The organism is Lysinibacillus sp. FJAT-14222 (genome assembly GCF_001278875.1).
In the GTDB taxonomy this organism is placed as follows: Bacteria; Bacillota; Bacilli; order Bacillales_A; family Planococcaceae; genus Lysinibacillus; species Lysinibacillus agricola.
In genome coordinates, this window is the sequence record NZ_LIYL01000065.1 from 86,477 (window position 1) to 104,365 (window position 17,889).

At 35.6% G+C, this 17,889-nt stretch carries 21 protein-coding genes and 1 pseudogene; 6 read left to right on the forward strand and 16 right to left on the reverse strand.

Annotation, left to right across the window (positions count from 1 at the left end; translation table 11 throughout):
- Positions 1-330 precede the first annotated feature (330 nt).
- The 5 genes from AN161_RS26435 to AN161_RS26455 all read right to left on the reverse strand — a co-directional run bounded on the left by AN161_RS26435 (position 331) and on the right by AN161_RS26455 (position 3,857).
- A complete protein-coding gene (locus AN161_RS26435) occupies positions 331-876 on the reverse strand; it encodes a DUF2812 domain-containing protein (protein WP_241774666.1) in 546 nt (181 codons plus the stop codon).
- Positions 876-1,193 carry a helix-turn-helix transcriptional regulator gene (locus AN161_RS26440; protein WP_053597291.1) on the reverse strand — a complete coding sequence of 106 codons (318 nt, stop codon included), beginning with the start codon at positions 1,191-1,193 and terminating at the stop codon, positions 876-878. Before AN161_RS26440 ends, AN161_RS26435 begins: the two co-directional genes overlap by 1 nt.
- Before the next feature lie 135 nt (positions 1,194-1,328).
- Entirely contained in the window at positions 1,329-2,441 is a 1,113-nt protein-coding gene (locus AN161_RS26445) for a PA2928 family protein (RefSeq protein ID WP_053597292.1), read from the reverse strand.
- Between the two features lie 226 nt (positions 2,442-2,667).
- Positions 2,668-3,504: a CbrC family protein gene (locus tag AN161_RS26450; protein WP_053597293.1), complete on the reverse strand. Its 837-nt coding sequence runs from the start codon at positions 3,502-3,504 to the stop codon at positions 2,668-2,670.
- 41 nt (positions 3,505-3,545) lie between these two features.
- Complete coding sequence (locus AN161_RS26455; RefSeq protein WP_053597294.1) at positions 3,546-3,857, reverse strand: antibiotic biosynthesis monooxygenase; 312 nt, start codon at positions 3,855-3,857, stop codon at positions 3,546-3,548.
- 91 nt (positions 3,858-3,948) lie between these two features.
- Here AN161_RS26455 and AN161_RS26460 point away from each other — a divergent pair, with 91 nt between their 5' ends.
- Complete coding sequence (locus tag AN161_RS26460; protein ID WP_053597295.1) at positions 3,949-4,635, forward strand: helix-turn-helix transcriptional regulator; 687 nt, start codon at positions 3,949-3,951, stop codon at positions 4,633-4,635.
- A 36-nt stretch (positions 4,636-4,671) separates the two neighbouring features.
- Here the strand turns inward: AN161_RS26460 and AN161_RS26465 are convergent, their stop codons facing one another.
- Complete coding sequence (locus AN161_RS26465) at positions 4,672-5,568, reverse strand: DMT family transporter (protein ID WP_053597296.1); 897 nt, start codon at positions 5,566-5,568, stop codon at positions 4,672-4,674.
- 163 nt (positions 5,569-5,731) lie between these two features.
- On the opposite strand from AN161_RS26465, the gene AN161_RS26470 reads away from it, so the two are divergent.
- Both AN161_RS26470 and AN161_RS26475 read left to right on the forward strand, forming a co-directional pair.
- A complete protein-coding gene (locus AN161_RS26470) occupies positions 5,732-6,403 on the forward strand; it encodes a response regulator transcription factor (RefSeq protein ID WP_053597297.1) in 672 nt (223 codons plus the stop codon).
- Positions 6,403-7,638, forward strand: a complete 1,236-nt coding sequence (locus AN161_RS26475; RefSeq protein ID WP_053597298.1) for a HAMP domain-containing sensor histidine kinase — start codon at positions 6,403-6,405, stop codon at positions 7,636-7,638. Before AN161_RS26470 ends, AN161_RS26475 begins: the two co-directional genes overlap by 1 nt.
- Positions 7,639-7,680: 42 nt before the next feature.
- On the opposite strand, the gene AN161_RS26480 is transcribed toward AN161_RS26475, so the two are convergent.
- The 5 genes and pseudogenes from AN161_RS26480 to AN161_RS26500 form a co-directional block, all read right to left on the reverse strand.
- Complete coding sequence (locus AN161_RS26480) at positions 7,681-8,235, reverse strand: ferric reductase-like transmembrane domain-containing protein (protein WP_053597299.1); 555 nt, start codon at positions 8,233-8,235, stop codon at positions 7,681-7,683.
- On the reverse strand, positions 8,236-9,135 hold the full coding sequence (locus tag AN161_RS26485) for an FAD:protein FMN transferase (RefSeq protein WP_241774667.1): 900 nt from the start codon (positions 9,133-9,135) through the stop codon (positions 8,236-8,238).
- 13 nt (positions 9,136-9,148) lie between these two features.
- Positions 9,149-9,391 carry a hypothetical protein gene (locus tag AN161_RS26490; RefSeq protein WP_053597300.1) on the reverse strand — a complete coding sequence of 81 codons (243 nt, stop codon included), beginning with the start codon at positions 9,389-9,391 and terminating at the stop codon, positions 9,149-9,151.
- Between the two features lie 11 nt (positions 9,392-9,402).
- Positions 9,403-10,053 carry a copper amine oxidase N-terminal domain-containing protein gene (locus AN161_RS26495; protein WP_143115080.1) on the reverse strand — a complete coding sequence of 217 codons (651 nt, stop codon included), beginning with the start codon at positions 10,051-10,053 and terminating at the stop codon, positions 9,403-9,405.
- Positions 10,054-10,194: 141 nt separating this feature from the next.
- Positions 10,195-10,534 (reverse strand): annotated as a pseudogene (locus AN161_RS26500) (MFS transporter); the annotation flags it as partial.
- A 499-nt stretch (positions 10,535-11,033) separates the two neighbouring features.
- On the opposite strand from AN161_RS26500, the gene AN161_RS28025 reads away from it, so the two are divergent.
- Complete coding sequence (locus tag AN161_RS28025) at positions 11,034-11,168, forward strand: YjcZ family sporulation protein (RefSeq protein ID WP_075807373.1); 135 nt, start codon at positions 11,034-11,036, stop codon at positions 11,166-11,168.
- Positions 11,169-11,519: 351 nt separating this feature from the next.
- Positions 11,520-11,633 carry a YjcZ family sporulation protein gene (locus AN161_RS28030; RefSeq protein WP_075807374.1) on the forward strand — a complete coding sequence of 38 codons (114 nt, stop codon included), beginning with the start codon at positions 11,520-11,522 and terminating at the stop codon, positions 11,631-11,633.
- A gap of 684 nt (positions 11,634-12,317) precedes the next feature.
- Here AN161_RS28030 and AN161_RS26510 read toward each other — a convergent pair.
- Positions 12,318-12,929, reverse strand: coding sequence for a class I SAM-dependent methyltransferase (locus AN161_RS26510; protein ID WP_053597303.1), 612 nt, complete (start codon positions 12,927-12,929; stop codon positions 12,318-12,320).
- A 531-nt stretch (positions 12,930-13,460) separates the two neighbouring features.
- On the opposite strand from AN161_RS26510, the gene AN161_RS26515 reads away from it, so the two are divergent.
- Positions 13,461-13,739: a gamma-type small acid-soluble spore protein gene (locus AN161_RS26515; protein ID WP_053597304.1), complete on the forward strand. Its 279-nt coding sequence runs from the start codon at positions 13,461-13,463 to the stop codon at positions 13,737-13,739.
- Positions 13,740-14,619: 880 nt separating this feature from the next.
- On the opposite strand, the gene AN161_RS26520 is transcribed toward AN161_RS26515, so the two are convergent.
- From AN161_RS26520 to AN161_RS26535, 4 genes are all read right to left on the reverse strand, one after another.
- Positions 14,620-15,255 (reverse strand): GDSL-type esterase/lipase family protein, encoded by a 636-nt coding sequence (locus AN161_RS26520; protein ID WP_053597305.1) that lies wholly within the window; start codon positions 15,253-15,255, stop codon positions 14,620-14,622.
- A gap of 103 nt (positions 15,256-15,358) precedes the next feature.
- Positions 15,359-15,637, reverse strand: coding sequence for a hypothetical protein (locus AN161_RS30280; RefSeq protein ID WP_053597306.1), 279 nt, complete (start codon positions 15,635-15,637; stop codon positions 15,359-15,361).
- A complete protein-coding gene (locus tag AN161_RS26530; RefSeq protein ID WP_053597307.1) occupies positions 15,634-16,569 on the reverse strand; it encodes an alpha/beta fold hydrolase in 936 nt (311 codons plus the stop codon). The genes AN161_RS30280 and AN161_RS26530 overlap by 4 nt, the downstream gene beginning before the upstream one ends.
- Positions 16,570-16,639: 70 nt before the next feature.
- The gene (locus tag AN161_RS26535; RefSeq protein ID WP_053597308.1) at positions 16,640-17,740 is read right to left on the reverse strand and encodes a helix-turn-helix transcriptional regulator; all 1,101 of its coding nucleotides are present in this window, start codon (positions 17,738-17,740) and stop codon (positions 16,640-16,642) included.
- Between the last annotated feature and the right edge of the window lie 149 nt (positions 17,741-17,889).

Here is a 17,889-nt window from a genome sequence, read left to right on the forward strand (position 1 = left end):
TTCTTTCCGTCGCTCCATGTCTTCTATCCGTCGTTGAGACCCTACTTTCCGTCGACGCTAATTCTATCCGGCGCCTCGAGTTTTTTTCCGTCGTTGCCTGGGTTCTTTCCGTCGGTGCCTGAATTCTTTCCGTCGCTCCGAGACTCCTATCCCGCGGTCATAAAAAAACAGCTGAAATGCTGAGGGCACTGAAAAACTAAAGAAATTCATTTTTTTATATTATAAATCTGTCTTTTGTTGGATTTAGAAACTCAAAAAAGTCGATTTGCATCACATTTTTTGTGGCAAATCGACTTTTTCAGTGCCCTCGAAATGCTTCAGCTGTTTTTCTCATATATGCTTTGATTTTAATCGTAGGTTTTTCCACATATGATAGTAAACACCACCAGAAGTCATTATCGCTGGAACAGTAAAAATAAAGGAACCTGTAAATCCTTGCTCTGCAATGTGTTGAATTGTCCCAGAGGTAAATGTCATAAATACCCATAATACCATAGTTATTGCAAGTGCAATTGATGCTACTAGATTTACAGGCTTTGCAAGACGAGCTAATTTATCAATAGAGGACTCAGCATCACTATAAATAGGTGTCGTTTCTGGAGCTGCCTTAAAAATATGCATATGAGCGCTTGAGCATACATGTGTCCAGCCACCGTAAGCAAATAGTTCAAAATACTCCTCTTCGTCAGCCTTCTGTAATTTACGATAATCAATACTAAAAATGACTTCTTCTGGTTCACCCTTTTCTAGCCCATAGCCTGCACATTGAAATCTTTTTAAATGCCAGCCCTCCGCAGCTTTTTTGCTTAATTCTTTCATATCGAGTGCCTCAGAAAAAGCTAAACCCATTGATGGCATATATCTCTTATTTCGCACTATTTTTGCCCCCTTTGTAATCCCTGCTCTGCTAAATGAATCATGGTCTTTCTTCTTTCAATATCTTCGAGCAATATTTCTCGACCTTTATCCGTTAAGACATAGACCTTTCTGCGAGAATCCGAATCATCATGTAGCTGAATAAGTTGTTCAGCTAATAATTTTTTAATAATTGTATAAAGGGATGCTGGACCAACTACGAAAGTACCCTTTGTTGTCTCCTCTATTAAACTCATGACCGCATAGCCGTGTCGAGGCTCTGTTAAGGCAGCCATAATATAAAAAACAGAATCTGTTAGCTGCTCTAATGATTTCATTGTCTACACCTCCAATATATCACAAAATGATATATCGTTAAATAATATATCATTTTGTGATATATAGAGCAACCCTGACCCAAACTATAAAAATCCCCACCAAGCCGTTTCTTGGAGGGGATCATACCATGCTTATTAATTTTCTCGAACTGGACGATTCCAACGTAGCTGATATCTGAACATTTCTTTTTTCGTGTCCTTATCTAACAACAGAAACTCATCTCCTGCTTGAATCGCATAATAGTTCTCTAATGTACGAACACCCGGATTTTTTTGCTCAGTATTTACAACACCTATATTTTCTTCCCAAATAGTACGATGGTCTTTCATATCATAAAGTAATACGATACGGTCAGCACTTTCTCGCTTCGTTTGTCGATAAGATACAAGAGCTGTTTGTTGTTGCAGATCCACATCTACTACCACTGGCTCTAGATTCTTGTATGCTTGAATAGCAGGTTCAGCTAATACATTGCTACTAAATTCTCGAACCTCATCATAATCCTCCAACGGTTGATTATGCGATGCAAAATAACCTGGAATATCGGATTCTATGAAAAATTTTGTGGAAAGATATTTTTCCGCTTTGTTATCTTCGCTTAAATTTTTGCCATCAAAGCGATAAAATTTCCCATCGATACCCTCAAAATAAAGATTATTTTGCAACAAGATTATGTTGTGGGAACCACTATCTAAAACATCTATTAACTGGCTGTGTTTTTTCGCAAATTCTTTTTCAGAGAGCTTTTCTTTTCCAGTTTGAATATCCAAGAGTGAAAGTTTTCCGTATTCATCATCACTACGATGAACAAGAAGTCCCCCCATAAAATTGCCAATGAGTGTCTCTTTACTTGAAGAAGATTTCGTCCACTGTTTTTCACCTGTTTGCAAATTAATTGCTACAATTTGATGATGTGAAATAATTTGCGTAATCCCATAAGTTGTACCGTTATTTTCAGATCCTCCAACCATTTGGACAGCAATTTTCTGTGAATCATCAGTATAAATAGGAGATTCGGAATTGATTGGGAAGCCTCGACCAGCTAAGCCAAAAGCAATCATCAAAATATTACCCATAAAAGCATAAAGGATAAAAATTATGACAAAAGCACCTTTATGTCGGCGTTTAAACAAAACATACAATAACAATAAAAATCCAACGCCAAGGACAATACCTAGAAAGATATCGTGGAAAAACCAACCATTAAAGCGCCACGAATCAATATATCGTTGAAAAAAATTGTCCAATTCTCCTCCTCCTCATCAGATCAATTTCGCCTTGGCGTAATTGCGTTCGGATTTTGAATTGTGCCCGCACAATTCATTCCTTTAAAAAATCCGTAACATCCGCCAGAGGCTTTATCTTCATTCAGTAGATGTTTGGACACCCTGACAAGAAACCACATCCTCATTCATCTCACCACTTTAAGAGGTAGAAGTCTTCTACTGAATGAAGATATACTGGTTTTCAAATTTAACTAAAATCAGAATAAAGGACATAACGACCACATTGTAAGCATTGAAATAAATACCCTTGATGATGCCCATTATTCATCAGTGATTCTGACAACTCCTCAGTAGAAAAACCAGTATAATTTTCAAATTGTTCTGTAATGTCCAACTCCACTAACTCACTCCAGCCAACATAGCCAATAAATGCACAATAGTCTGAGCAATGAGCCATCCAATTATTACCTTGCCAACTAACATAACCAGGCGTTCTACACATAATTTCCTCAGTGAAATTGGCATTTACAACCGTCTCATCATTTATTAAATCCTGCTGGAAAGAACCGTCGTATTTTTTAGCAGCTGCACCACTATGTATACATGTAGGACAGAGGTATTCAGCCTCTTCAATAGCGTAAATACCTCCAGTATAATAAACATCTACTTCCTGTTCACAGCAATCACAAGTAACAACTTCTTCAGTTTCAAAGATTTTGGATTGTACTGGGTCTGGCAAATATTTAAATTTAGGTATTACCGTTTTAATTGTTTTATCCTCTCTAATTTTACAAGGATACAAAGGCTTCACACAATTTGGATTATCTATGTAATATTTTATTGATCCAAATTTTTTCTGATCTTTCTTGTTCCCTAAATCCATAACTGAAGTGAAAATTTTATATGCCTCTGAATACATTCTAAGCATACAGTAGATGTCTACAAGTATCCTTAAATTCCCCTCAGTTTGCTCATGAAGTTTCACTTTTTCCTTGAACTCATGCATGTGATTAATACTAGCCGGATTAGAAGGATTAAAATTTTTCCTTTGTTCATGCCATTCTTCTAAAATAGATGTAGTCATATATTAACTCCTTCTATCATTGAAATAATAGTTTTCTCGATTTAATTCTTTGTAAAAGAATAATCTTTCATAACTTTACAAATTTCCACATTATATTGCATATACCATTTTTCTTTGCCAAATTGCTGTGCAACTAGATGTTTTGAATTTTCCTTCCATGCCTGAATAGCCTCTAGCGATTCCCAATAGGATACCGTAATCCCCTTCCCTTCGGCATTTCTAGCACTTTCTACACGTAGAAAACCAGGCTGCTTTTGTGCTAATTCATCCATTAGTTCTGCCATTTTGGCATAGCCTTCTCCATCCTCTTCTGTTCTTTCTGATGTAAAAATTACGGCATAATATGTTTCCATAGCTATTTACTCCCTCCTCATTATGTATTATTGTAAACGATAAATACTTATACGGAAATCGAAATATGGAATGCAGAAAGGATTGTGACAAATGGGGATTAATCCAAACATGGCTGAAATCGCATCTCTCCTTGGAGAAACTTCAAGAGCTACAATGCTTGCTAGTATGATGGATGGTCGTTTTCATACTGCCAGTGAATTAGCTTATATGGCAGCTATTAAACCTCAGACTGCTAGCTTTCATCTCGCTAAGTTAGTAGAAGGTAAACTTGTTAAAGTAGAGAAACAAGGTCGTCATCGATATTTTCAGTTAGCAGACGAAGAAATTGCACATTTACTAGAATCTTTCCTAGCAATTTCTCCCCCACCTGAAGTACGCTCTTTAAAACAATCTAGCCAAATGAAATTATTACAGGGTGCAAGAACTTGCTATGACCATTTAGCTGGTAAACTAGGCGTTCAATTAACAGACTCATTGATTAACGCGGGTTATCTAAAGCTAGAAGAAAAGCAGTTTCTCATAACGTCTGAAGGTGCACAATTTTTTACAGATTTCGGTCTTGATTTAGATGATTTAAAAAGAAAGCGTCGATCATTTTCCCATGCATGTTTGGATTGGAGTGAACGACGTTATCATCTAGCTGGTGCACTTGGTCAAGGAATGCTTACACATTTTTTAAGCTTGGGTTGGGTGACTCGTGTCCCATCTATTCGTGCCATTAAAGTGACTGAAAAAGGAAGGGCTGGTTTTAAAGAAGTTTTTCAGTTAGATGTTTAAACAAGCGCAAGGCTTTTCCTTCTTTCCGCGGACAGTCTATGCTCGACTATCTTTCAAAGTCTCTCCGCGGATATTTTTAGCCGTAAAGTTACGGTTCACTAAATATATACCAGCAATAATAAACAGTCCACCGACGACTAATGATGGTTTTAATGGTTCATCTAATAGTATCCAACCTGTTAACACGCCGAAAAAAGGAGCTAAAAACAAAAAGGCACTCGTTTTTCCAGGATCACTATTTTGTAAAAGATAATACCAGCCTGCAAATTGAACAATTGATGAGAAAATGCTGAGCCATAATAAAATGAATACTGAATGACTATTCACAGTAAAAAATGGTTGTTCTAACACAAAACTCGCCAGTAAAAGTAGTAAACCACCAAAAAGCATTTGATAGGCTGATAGCACCCATGTATCAAAAAGAACGCCCCATTTTTTAGCTAGTAGTGTCGCAATTGCCCAAAAAACGGCCGACAGAATGCCAAAGATAATTCCGATTTGCACTTCAACTTGTGCACCCATTGTAATCGTAACACCAATTAACCCCAACAAAACACCACACCATTGATACAATCGGTAACGTACCTTCGTAAATATCGTAGCAAATATGACGACAAGCAACGGATTTGTAAATGTTAGAATAGAAGATTCACTTGCCGTAATCGTCCGTAAGCTTAAAAAGATACAGCCCATTACACCAGCAGTTTGAAATGCTCCAATCGTTAAAATTTTAATCCAGCCTTCTTTTGAGGTCGGATGTGGTCTCTTTAAAGCGATCACGATAACAGCCAACATTACCCCTGCCAGAATAAAGCGGAGTGCAGCCAATAACAGTGGAGATGAATACGGCAATCCCAATTTAACAATGGCAAATGAAGACCCCATTAAAAAAGTCGTTAAAACTAATAAAGCTATAAATTTATAAATATTCATGATTGTCCCCCTATTTCTTTGTCTAAGATCATTATAGACAGGAAAAATTTCAACTCTTATCGAAGTATGGAATACATATAGTGGAGGAAGGAGCTTTTTTCAGTTTCATTTCATTTTTTTATGCGTATACTTAGCTGAATATAGGTAATAGGAGGAAGCTACCTTGAAAATATTATTAGCAGAAGATGATGCACGACTAAGAAGAAATATCGTTCATATTTTAAAGAAAGAATTTCACAATGTGACAGAAGCGGAGAATGGGCAGGATGCGCTAGACCATACGCTTACAGAGAAATATGATCTTGTTATTTTAGACTGGATGATGCCGCAGCTTAGTGGAATAGAAGTGTGCCAGCAGCTACGAAAGACTGGATTTAATGGTAGTATTTTAATGCTAACAGCAAAGGACGACACAGAAGACATCATTAAAGGACTTGATAGTGGCGCAGATGATTACATAGTAAAACCATTTAAAATAGAGGAACTTTTAGCAAGAGTTCGCGCTTTACTACGAAGAAAAGATAAAGTGATAGAACAGGTCATCCAGATCAATCAATTACAGCTAAATGTAGATTCCCGAGTGTTTTTGTACAATAATGAAGTAGTTGACCTTACTAAAAATGAATTTTTACTGTTAGAATATTTATTTATCAATAAAGGTCGTGTACTAACAAGAGAACAGATTTGTATTTATATATGGGGCTACGATTACGATGTTTCGAATAATTCCTTAGATGCTTTAGTCAAACTTGTTCGAAAAAAAATTGATGATAGTCAATCCAAATCACGTATTCAAAATGTCAGAGGTATTGGCTATAAACTGAGGGAACACTAATGTTTCATAAAACGAGAAAAAAATTATCCTATTTGTATGCAGCGCTTTACTTTTTATTATTTTCATTATTCGTTATAGTTCTATACTTTTCCCTCGTTAAATTAATGGAACATCAACAACTAAACGAATTAGAAGACTTTTATGTTAAGCAAGAGCACGATTTTTTTGAACACGTTTATGCAGACACAAAAACCTTAAGTTATGACCCAAATCGCAATTTTTTTTACTATATTTACACAAAGGATCATACATTTGTCCATGGTGACGAATCGTTCAAAGGACTGAAGAAACAGGTTGAAAAAGTATTTGGCAATAGCAATACAAATGAGGAACTCGTAAAACATTATGAATGGCAAGAAGAGCATTTTCTTCTTCTAAAAAAGCCAATTTTCAACAACGATGTAGTAGTAGGGTATATTTTTGTTGGTAAATCTGTGACGTCACAGCATCACTTTTTCCAAATGGCAAAGTATTTACTCATATTATTAACGTGTATTTCGACAGTCTTAATCGGTCTACTGGGCTATTATATGGCAGGTAAAGCGATGATACCTATTCAGTGGTCGTTCAATAAACAAAAAAAGTTTGTATCCGATGCATCTCATGAATTACGAACACCGCTAAGTATTTTTTATAGTTCACTTGAAATTTTAGAAGTGGAGGAAGCAAAACAATTAAGCCCTTTTGGCAAAGAATTAATTGCGGATTTAAAAGACGAGGCTGAAATCATGAAAGAGCTAATAGAAAAACTGCTGTTCTTAGCAAGACATGATCAGCAGCAGATTTCCATCCAAAAAGAAACCATACCATTATCAACTTTACTCCAAAAAGTGAGCACGAAATTCCAAAGGATTATGCCTCCTGAAATCCAGTTTTCTACTGAAATCCAAGAAGACATCGAGCTGCTTGGTGATGCTTCAAAGATACAAGAACTGCTCTATATTCTTTTAGACAACGCGATAAGATATACAAATAGTGGAGCAATAACGCTTGCGCTTTTAAAAAATAAAGACTCTATAAAAATTACTGTTGCTGATAGCGGCGTTGGTATGACTGAACAGGAATTGCCTTTAGTATTTGAGCGATTCTACCGAAGTGATGCTGCTCGTCAACGAAATGGCTCTGGTTTAGGTCTTGCCATAGCAAAAGCAATAGTGGAGCAACATAATGGGAAAATTTACGCAACAAGTAAAGTAGATAAAGGCACTACATTTCATATTGAATTCCCTATATAAATATAAAGGAATCGGGGCTTATTTAAACAGTCCCGATTCCTTTTAATTATTGTGTGACGTTGAAATATTTACTTTTTTCATGAACTGGCTTATTGTTCTTGCTACTAGTATTAACAAGGTAATTCCCGCAGAAGCTACATAAAACATGATAATCAACGCATTTTCTGTATCCGTTCCAATAAGCACTCCATGAGCAAGTGATAATACCCATGCTGGTAGCACAAGAAAGTGAAGCTTTTTCCATAACGAGCGATTCATTGTTCGAATCCATAAATCAGATGTCATGATAACCATTAAAAACAAATAAAATGCAATTGTACCAAGAGCTGATGATAGAGACTGATATTCAGCAGAGAACGGGAATAAAATCTCTACTAGACTATAAGGCTCATAATGATCGATTAAAAGCACTAACATATGCGCTATTACGGTGATTAAGCCTAGCCATCCCGCATCTTGATGTATATGATAAATTAAATTTTTATGTGATTTTACAAATGCTGATTTTCTCAATAAACCAAATATAATGGAAATTGTAAAGTAAAAATACGCTAAAAACCCTAATAATCGAATCCATTCCCACGTACTTAGGATCATTTATTTCTCCCCCGTCATCCTCCAATTTGCTGCTTGCCCTTCTTTAACGATAAAGCGAGCACTTTGTTGACAATTATTTTCGAACCATTGCTGCAATTCATCCCCATCCATAAGAAAGCACAGTTTTGCACCAACCTCCGCATCACATAAAGAGGACGTTACGACTGAAGCTTGTAATACTTCTGTATCTGCGATTTCACCTGTTTGTCCGTTCAATAAATGATGTTTCTTCATTGTTCCTTGCATCCAGCTTCGATAAACTCGATTGGATGTAGCAATAGCACCTGTTTTCATTTTAATAGAGCTAATTTCCTTGTCGTTATCCCAGGCATCTGCCACGCCGATTGTCCAAGTCTTTTCCCCAGATGACCACATTTTCATATCCCCTCCCCCGTCTATTAGTCCGAAATCAGGCGATACCTCTTGCTCAAGCCAATTCGCCAATTTTTCAATGGCATACCCTTTGGCAAATCCACCCAAATCAATTTCCTGCTGTGCTACCTTCATGACTTGCTCATCGCCTAGAAATTGAAATGGTTGATTTGCAATCAGAGGTTTGTTTTGAAATGCCTTACTTTTAGCTGAATCAAATGGGAAAGATTGATTGTAGCCATGCTGTTCTAATTGGCGTTTAAGATACGGTGAGAATAAACCATTAGAACGTTGATAATATTGATTTGCTTGCACTAAACAATCATATAATAACGAACTAATGCGAAGCGTTTCTCCGATTTTCAAATCATTTAGTTGTGATAATTCATTATTTGATTGAAATCTTGACCATTCTTTTGCTACGTAATGAAGCCATTTCTCTGCTTTTTCTTTCCATCTGAAATGAACACCTTTTGGCATAGCTATATATAATTCAGTATTCATTATTTGTAAAGTTAGTGTATCCACATGACCAACTCCATTAAGTTCTTTTCGTTTTGCGCTCGCTTTTGACAGCAGGTTGACTTGTAATTTCAAAGTTTGTCCAATCAAGCTGCACTAGTTCTTTTTCTTTTTTTGTCATATTTTCCTGATCTACATCCTGAATATTATTTGTGCGTGTAGTTTCGGCTTGTGTTGGGCTGTTAATTTGGGTTAGTATCGCTGCAGATAAAAGTATCCCTGACGCACCTAATACCCACTTTGCTTTTTTCGGATCTTTCATAGTGCTTCCCCCTAATTTGTAATTGGCTGGCAGACAAACGTTTGATTACTTTCTTGCCATTCCGCTATATAGCCTAAGCCATTTGTTATTGTACTAATAGGTACATATAATTCTTCATTTACATAAAATGCTTGTGCAGGAGATGGTGTTTTCATATTGTTATCATAGACAACGTTAGTTCCAGCACGGAAAATTAATTCATTTTCTTGATATTGGATATCTAAAATCTTACTTGCTTTGTAAAAGGTTACTTTTGCTCCTAAAACCTGTGCTACTGCTTTTCCTGGTACAAAAAATTCCCCATCTTTTGGTATAACAAAAAAGCTTTGCTCCTTATTTGTACCTTCTACCTTTAACGTGACCTTTTGAGAGCTTGTGAAAGGTAATACTTCTTTATCTGCTGCAACTGTTCGTGTCCAAATATTCCAAGTACCCTTTTCACTTACAGCGTCTTGAAAGTAGTAAGTTTCACCTTCTTCTTCATCGTCATAGTAATATTTCTCATCGTCGTCATCATCATCGTCTTTATAGTCCTTATATTCTTTATATTTTTCATGTTTTTTATCTTCATGTTCGTGATCATCTGCATGTACGACTACGCCATTTGTTATAAAACCTGCCAATATTAGAACTACAACAAGACTAATTTCTTTCATCTTCATCTACAACACTCCTTTCCTTTGCCTTCATTGTAGGTTTTTAAAATGATAGGAGACTGAATTTTTCAAACAAATTTAGACATACAAAAAAGCCATTTCTATTTACAGATTTCACTGTACATAGAGATAGCCTTTTTCATAAGCCTAAATATATTTCTCTTGTTGTTTTACTTTATATTTAGCCCATGCGACTACTAGAATTAAAAGTAGCGCTAAATAAATAAAGCCTAAAATCGCATAGCTTGAGTCAGCCACGACAACTCCTGATAACAGGCTACCCGCTGAGCCACCGAGAGCAACCCAGACATCTATTGAGCCTTGCGTTTTTGCACGAGTGTGAATAGTCGTTGAGTCAATAATAATATCCGTGCCACTAATAAAAGCCAAAGTTCCAACCTAAACCTAGTAATATAAGAGCTACCGCCAACCATAACAAAGAATCACCTGGAGTAAATGCGGCTACTAAATCTGCCGTGGCCAAAATGCGGCAAGGTATTCACTCCCCCAGCATAAATAGTGTCCGCTTCCGTTAAGGAGTCTTTCTTGAACAAGCTGAAATAGACGTACTTGGAATCGGAAGCTTGCAATGCAGAGTCGTTATCCTTATCTGTGTTTGCTGATATTCCAAAAGTGGTAGCGGCAACCAAAGTTATGCAATGTTAGTGACATTTAACAATAACTCTAAAATTACAATTTAAAAAATAAAAACCAAATACTCATTACATACAACGGATTCGGGATAGCAAACTCTTACCTCGCCCATAGTTTTTATTAATACATTGCTGTCCCATATTACATAATAAAAAGCCATCCCCTATTGGATATGACCTTTAGTTAACATTATTTTTACCCTATCATCTTTAAATCTTTCTTTAGATGACTTACGATGAAAAAAAGCAATTTCACCCTAATTCCAAAAATTTCCAATAGGATGAATACCTCCTTAACTTTCTATAACTAGACATAGAAAGGAGGAAAATTTCATGAGATACTACGGTAATATAGGTAATTACAATAACAATTGCTATTACGGTGGTGGCTATGGTGGCTCATCATTCGTTCTTATTGTCGTTCTATTTATTCTTTTAATTATTGTCAGCGCTAGTTTCTTGTATTAATGAAAACCTTTTTTGTTCACAACATAGGAATAAAAAATAGGATAAAGCAGATTAGCCTTACACCTCCTTATTCTAGGGCCACTTTTACCTGAGTGATCCTTTTTATTTAAACCTGTATGTTATTGTTTGAATTCAGATAAAAGTCTATCCCTCTGTTCTTCTTTGAGTTCACACTGTTATAGTATTCAATTTATTTTATTATTTTGTTTAATGGACTTATTACCAATCACCTTACAAATTTGAATTTCCATCACCCTCCTTTCTAAAAACACTTTACATTATATAGATAATTATCAATATCCCTTTTGAATACTGTGCATATTATAAATCATAGAAAGGAGGGAAATTACTATGTCTGAATATTATGGTAGTGGTTCTGGTACAGGTTCAGCATTTGCGCTAATTGTTGTTCTATTCATTCTTTTAATTATTGTCGGCGCTAGTTTCTTGAATAGAGGTTATTAATACCTAACACCGTCTCTAATGCTCCTAACTATTAGGATAATACAAACTTATCCTTTCCCTTCTATTCTTTACTAAGGGTCACTATCCTCCGGTGACCTTTTTAATTTTTCCTCTTTCAATTTTCAATGTCACACTTAATCTTTTAAGATATATTAAAAAGCCACACCTAGTTACATGTGACTTTATCATATATAGTTTCCATTATTATCTTTAAGGGCAACTATTTCTCGCCCATTTAAGCCTAGTTTTTGGCTACCAGTATTTTATAGGATAAAAACAGGAACCCGAAAATTCCGAGCAGATTCCGCTGGTATTATGACAGGCGTTGAAGGTACGATTTTTTATAAAGTCCCTGATGGTGAAATAGCTCTGTATTTTGATAATCCTTATATAGGTTCTAACGATTTCAGTGCACATAGTTCGTCACCAACTATTAAAGCTAGGGCTATTGGTGGTAGTGGAGATTCTTGCGAAGTGACGTATATAGTTTCCAATAAATAAACGATTATTAAAAAAACCAGCAAAGCTAATTCTTATGAGCGCCTGGTCATTTTTTTATTTGTCGTACGAAAACTCGACTTGTTCAATAAATGGCGCCATTACAGCATTCCTTTATAAATCAGAAATGTTACATACCAAAAATAATGTCACTTTTTATTTTTTTCTTTGAAGGAAATCCATTTCTTATAGATGTCCCTTTTTTGAATCAAGAATAAACATAGACGCATCTTGTCCCATAAATATTTTATTTCCTGTATAAAAAGTTTTGAATCGAATATCTCTATACCCTATTTTAGTCATAATGTCTGTTAGCTCTTCTGGATTAAATCCGTTATGAACAATATCTGAAACTATTTTTTCATTTTTATTAAAATCTACGATCAATAGATGTCCTCCTTCATCAAGAACATCAAATAATCTTGATAAAACTAATTCAACATCATGAATATGGAGTAGAACCTGAGCCATAAAAATATAGTCGGCATGTACATCCGGTATACTTTCCTTTTCAATATCAAAGCATAATGTATCTACATTCTGAATATTAAAATTGGTTACTTTTTGCTTTATTTGATTAACCATGTTTGGTGATGTATCCAGAAAAAGCATAGAATTAAACTCGTTTAACAAGTTCATTCCGACAAGACCAGTTCCACACCCAAAATCAATAGCATTCTTGCTTTTAGCGTCAACTAAATAATTTCTGACCGCATCTGATGATACCTTTGCAATTTGGATTCTTTCAGGAGTGTCATATATATTAGCTATCATTTCAAACTTATCAGTATTTCCCATTATTATCTCTCCAATCAGGAACAAACCTAAATACTAAAAAAACTTGTCATTACTTAAGATACGATTCTGCAAATAATAATTCAACTAATTGCTTCATTATTGACAGTCGTAAATTTTAAAATTCGACTCCTTTACATGCGGAGCCAGTCATACTTTTGGGAATATAAAGATAAGACTCATTAAAATAACCCACCTATCAGTTATTAGTATTGGCCATAATTGTTATAAGTCCTTAGCACATTGTTAACCTTCAACTTTTTTAGTTTATTACGGAATACATGGGGCATAGATACCATAATATTCACGTTTATGTCTGGATTACCATTTAAATACTTTTTGATAAAGTAGTTAAAGTACTGAAAATCCTCTTCAAGACTCAATATATTAGAAGATCTTTGAAAGACGTTGATAACCGTAACTTTTTTATCATTGCCAAATAAGACGAGGGTTGGTGAATATACTACTTCATTAGAATTAATCTACGAATAATAAAGCATCTTCTGTACAGACTAATTTCAGGAGGTGAAATCCATGAATAACAACAACCAAAACTTTAACAAAAAAACCCCTAATGCAATTCCAAATGCAATGAACGAAGAATTCGGGAATGAGACTGATGTTAATCAAATTAGACAACAAATCCAGCAAGCAGAAGCTAACAAAAAACAAGCTTCTGGTGCAATGAACTCGATGAACGAAGAATTCGGGAATGAGACTGATATTAATCAAATTAGACAACAAATTCAACAAGCAGAAGCTAACAAAAAACATGCTTCTGGTCGATTTGGAAACGAAAACAATACAAAATAAATTAAATTATCATCCTCAACCGGCAACCTTTTTTCTGCCGGTTTTTTTATTTTACTCATCAACCCTATATCTACAGAAGAATAATAATTTTTCCGTTAACTTTAATATGGTTAAAATAATTCTTGTCATGAGTAATTTCATCACTACCTAACCGTAACGACCTCGCCGTTATGTTTTTTATTTTTAATTCGATGTTGGTTACTCCGAAACTATTCCAAATGTTGTTGTTTAATAATCATTTTATAAACAGAAATATAAATCTTCTGCTGTAGACTTTTAGGTAGTCTCTTTCCTGTTGAGTTACGTACATGTCTGCCAGCACTCGTTGTACCGAACGCCAACAAAAGAATCTTTTTGACTACATAAAACCAATGCTATATTCATAACATTTCTTTCATTTACAACCTCAAAAAAGCTTAGGAACAACTCCTAAGCCTTTTTTATTTCACTAAAGCACCCGTTAGCCATCCATGTCGTGTACAATCAACACTACACCAAAGAAAATGAAAGATTATTACGTTCTTTCATGGGAGTTGAACAAGACGAACACAACCTTTTTGTCACAAGATACTTTTATCAATTATGCCACGGCATAATTGCGTCTGGAATCGGCTTTGTACTTAGGCCTGCATAATGCAGGTCAGTTAGCCGTTATCGCATGGATGCGATGATTTTAGGCTAACATCCTACAAAGAACTCATTTCCGATTCCGTGACATTCACCGGAGACTTTAAGTTCTTTCAGTAGGTGTTTTGACACCTGCTGAAAGAAACTTAAAAATAGCAAAAAACTGACAATGATACTCAGCCTCTTGCTAGAAAAATAATAAGTAATAGCTCATAAAACAAAAAGGATTAAATTATACTTACAGCCTTTAGCCCTATAACGGGGAATATCCGAGCCTACTAAGTGCTAATGCCATTTGATAGTATCCCCTACTATTAGGATGAACGCCTCCTGATGATAATAAAACTTTTTCATTCCCCTTAAATACACTATAGATATCAGCTACTTTAACATTTAATTCCCGACCAAAACTGTTAATCAATGAATTAACCGCTCTAATCGCCTCATCTGCTATAGGAATATCGCTAAATGGATTGTATAAATTTTGTAGGCGTAAAATATATTTATCTTGTTTGTCTAGATGGTGAATTTTTTCTAACATTTTTGAAATGTTTTTCCCTGATTGTTTAATAGCACGAGATATACTTTCTTCGTTTTTATTTATTAGAAATCCTTTAGCAGCGTTTATTAAATCATTCCCTCCAGCTGTTATCGTTATGATATTTGCACAATTTACAGCTTCCGTAACAATTGGGGCATTGAGCATAGTTAAAACATCCTCTGTCGTCGCTCCTGACCTTGCATGTTTTTGATAAGAAATACGCTTTTTTAAAGCTTGCTGGCTTAGACATCTGTAATATTCAACAAATCCAGGATCCAAAAACGGAACACCGATACCCACAGTAAGGGAATCGCCTATCGCAAGATAACGTAAATGATTGAAACCCATATTTCACCTCAACTAATTTGTTATATTCTTATACTATTCAGTAAAAGATGAATGGAGAAGCTTAAAAAGAATGGGCAAACGATGTCTAAGTTATTTTATATGTCTAAGAGGGATATGTGGTGCCCTTTCGCTTTTCGCCGCCTGTAATTCCCTCCAGAATCGGTGCGCCAAACCCAATATGTCGCGCCAAAAATAAACCGAAAAAGCTTGCCAGCGCACCCAATACCAGTGTTTGTGCAATCTGCACAGGTATGATGATCTGCAAAGGCGCGTTATCTGGCAGGGGCGCAAGCGCGTATGTAAACGGCATAACCATTACGCCAGTCACGACGCTTACGGTAGTAAGTAGGAAGAAAAGTTTCCAGTTGACTATCTTTTTCATGAGTCAGTTTCCTCCTGAATCCAATCGGAAACATCATTGATCACTTGTTGATCGACATGTTGTGCAACCTTATATTCTTTTTTCGCTTTTCGTATCTCTCCATAAACAGAGGGCATAAAGGCATGATTCAGGTTTGGATAAAGCTTATACGTTACATTTGGTCTATCTCCCAATATTGTTTTATAACCATTAAAATCCTTTTCTATCGATACATGAAAGTCCTTCTCTCCTTGCAGAATGAAAATCGGCTTTTTTAATACCTTGAGATAATTGGCAGATGGATGTTCGCCCATTTCTTTCAAGTAATAGGCTCTCACATGTTTTCCTAAAACTCTCGTTGATTTTGCTTCTTCATCATTTAGGTTATAGATGTTGTCAAACTTTGATGATAAAGCTGCTATTTGTTTTCTGGCAATCCCTTTCAAAAGCTTATTCAATGAATGCAAAACTTCGTTATTTTGATCCATTAGAATTTCTTCAAATTTGCGTGGAGACCCACCCATAATAATGATTCCAGCAAAATTACCGCCTTCTGCATCAATTCGCGGTGCTAACATCCCACCTAAACTATGACCGATAATAAATATTTTATTTGAATCTATACGTGCATCTCTTCGCAAAAACTCTGCAGCGAGGATCGCATCTTCAATGGTTTCTTCTTTTACTGTTATTGCCGTATCATTTCTCATTTCTTTACCATATACGAATGTTCTTTTATCATATCGCAATACTGCAATTCCTTTTCCAGACAAACCCTCAGCAAGATCCTTAAAAGGATAAATGTTTCCGATTTTTTCATCCATGTTGCTTGGACCAGAGCCTTGAACCAATACAACTGCAGAAAATAATCCTTTTGTTTCATCAGGAATGGTTAATATTCCATTCAGTGGGTACTTTGTTTTAGCACCTAAAACAATTTTTTCTTCACCCATTATGTTTACCTCCTTAAATTGACAACTAAAAGGTAAGTGAATGCATCAAGTAGGCACTCTCAGTTCACTTCTAAATTTGAGCTTTTAGTTTTTCAACAATACTTTTGAATTTCGGTTCATTGTGCAATGGGAAAAATGCAGGAGTTTCCACAACACTTTGTACGATACTTTCTTTTACTATCTTTTCGTCTCTAGGAGGTTCAATATCATAATCCTTCAGCCAGTTTTCAATACTGTCAAAAAAGGAATCTCCTTTCAATTTGTACGGTAAAAGGACGTTCGTACAAATGTATGTGTATTTTTCGAGCATTTCCAATGCTTTTTCCGGTTTATTTTGCATCATATAACCTTGTGCTGCGGCCAAATATAGCAACGACACCAAATTAGGGTCCAGTTTTTCTACTTCAAAGATTTTTGAAATTTCGATAAAACGTACAAGGGCCTGCTCAAATTTTTCAGGCCGATTGGCAACCAACAGCAAGTATGACTGTGCCGGCGCAAGAAGGCCGTGGAGATGTTGATACAGACTGACCTGCAAAGCTTCCTTTGCCTTCTCTATATTCCCTGTCATTTGATAAACTTTGGAGAGTAAAAAGTTATCACTAATAGGTGGCTTCATTGTTTCGTCAAGCAATTCCAAAGCTTCTACTGGCTGATTTAAGATGATATGACATAGCGCTTCCATTGAATTTGCTTGCTTCGCGATCCAAATATCATCACTTTCCTTCTTAATCCGAATACATAAATCAATGGCCTCCTGTAACAGTGCTTCCTGCTTTTCTTTTTCTGTAGCAAGGACAAAATGATTGACAAATAATTTGGCCATTTGCAGTAGCAGAGGAAAACAAGAGAAATATTTCTTTATAATGACACGGCAATGATCAAGTACATCATCAAAAGGCTTGTTGCTAAAATCCTCAGCCAGCCGTTGGTATGTTTTCTTTATATCTTCTTTTGTCATTTGCGGGAGATAGCCAATGAGTTCATCAATGCTTATATTAAAATAGGTTGCCAATTGTGGCAGCAGGGTGATATCCGGATAGCTTTGAGCCGTCTCCCATTTGGATACGGAAGCCTTCGATACACCGATATACTCAGCAAGTTTATCCTGTGTGATACCTTTTTCTTTTCTTTTTACTGTAATAACTTTTGCAATACTTATTTCTCTCATCATTTTCACTCCCTATACTAATATTAAAATGTATTTTACCGTCAATTCCAATGGAGTTATATTTTATTTTAGTAGATAAAATCAACCGTTAGGCAACAAATCCATTGATTCACAAAAATCCATTTCAGCATTTGTGAACACTTTATATA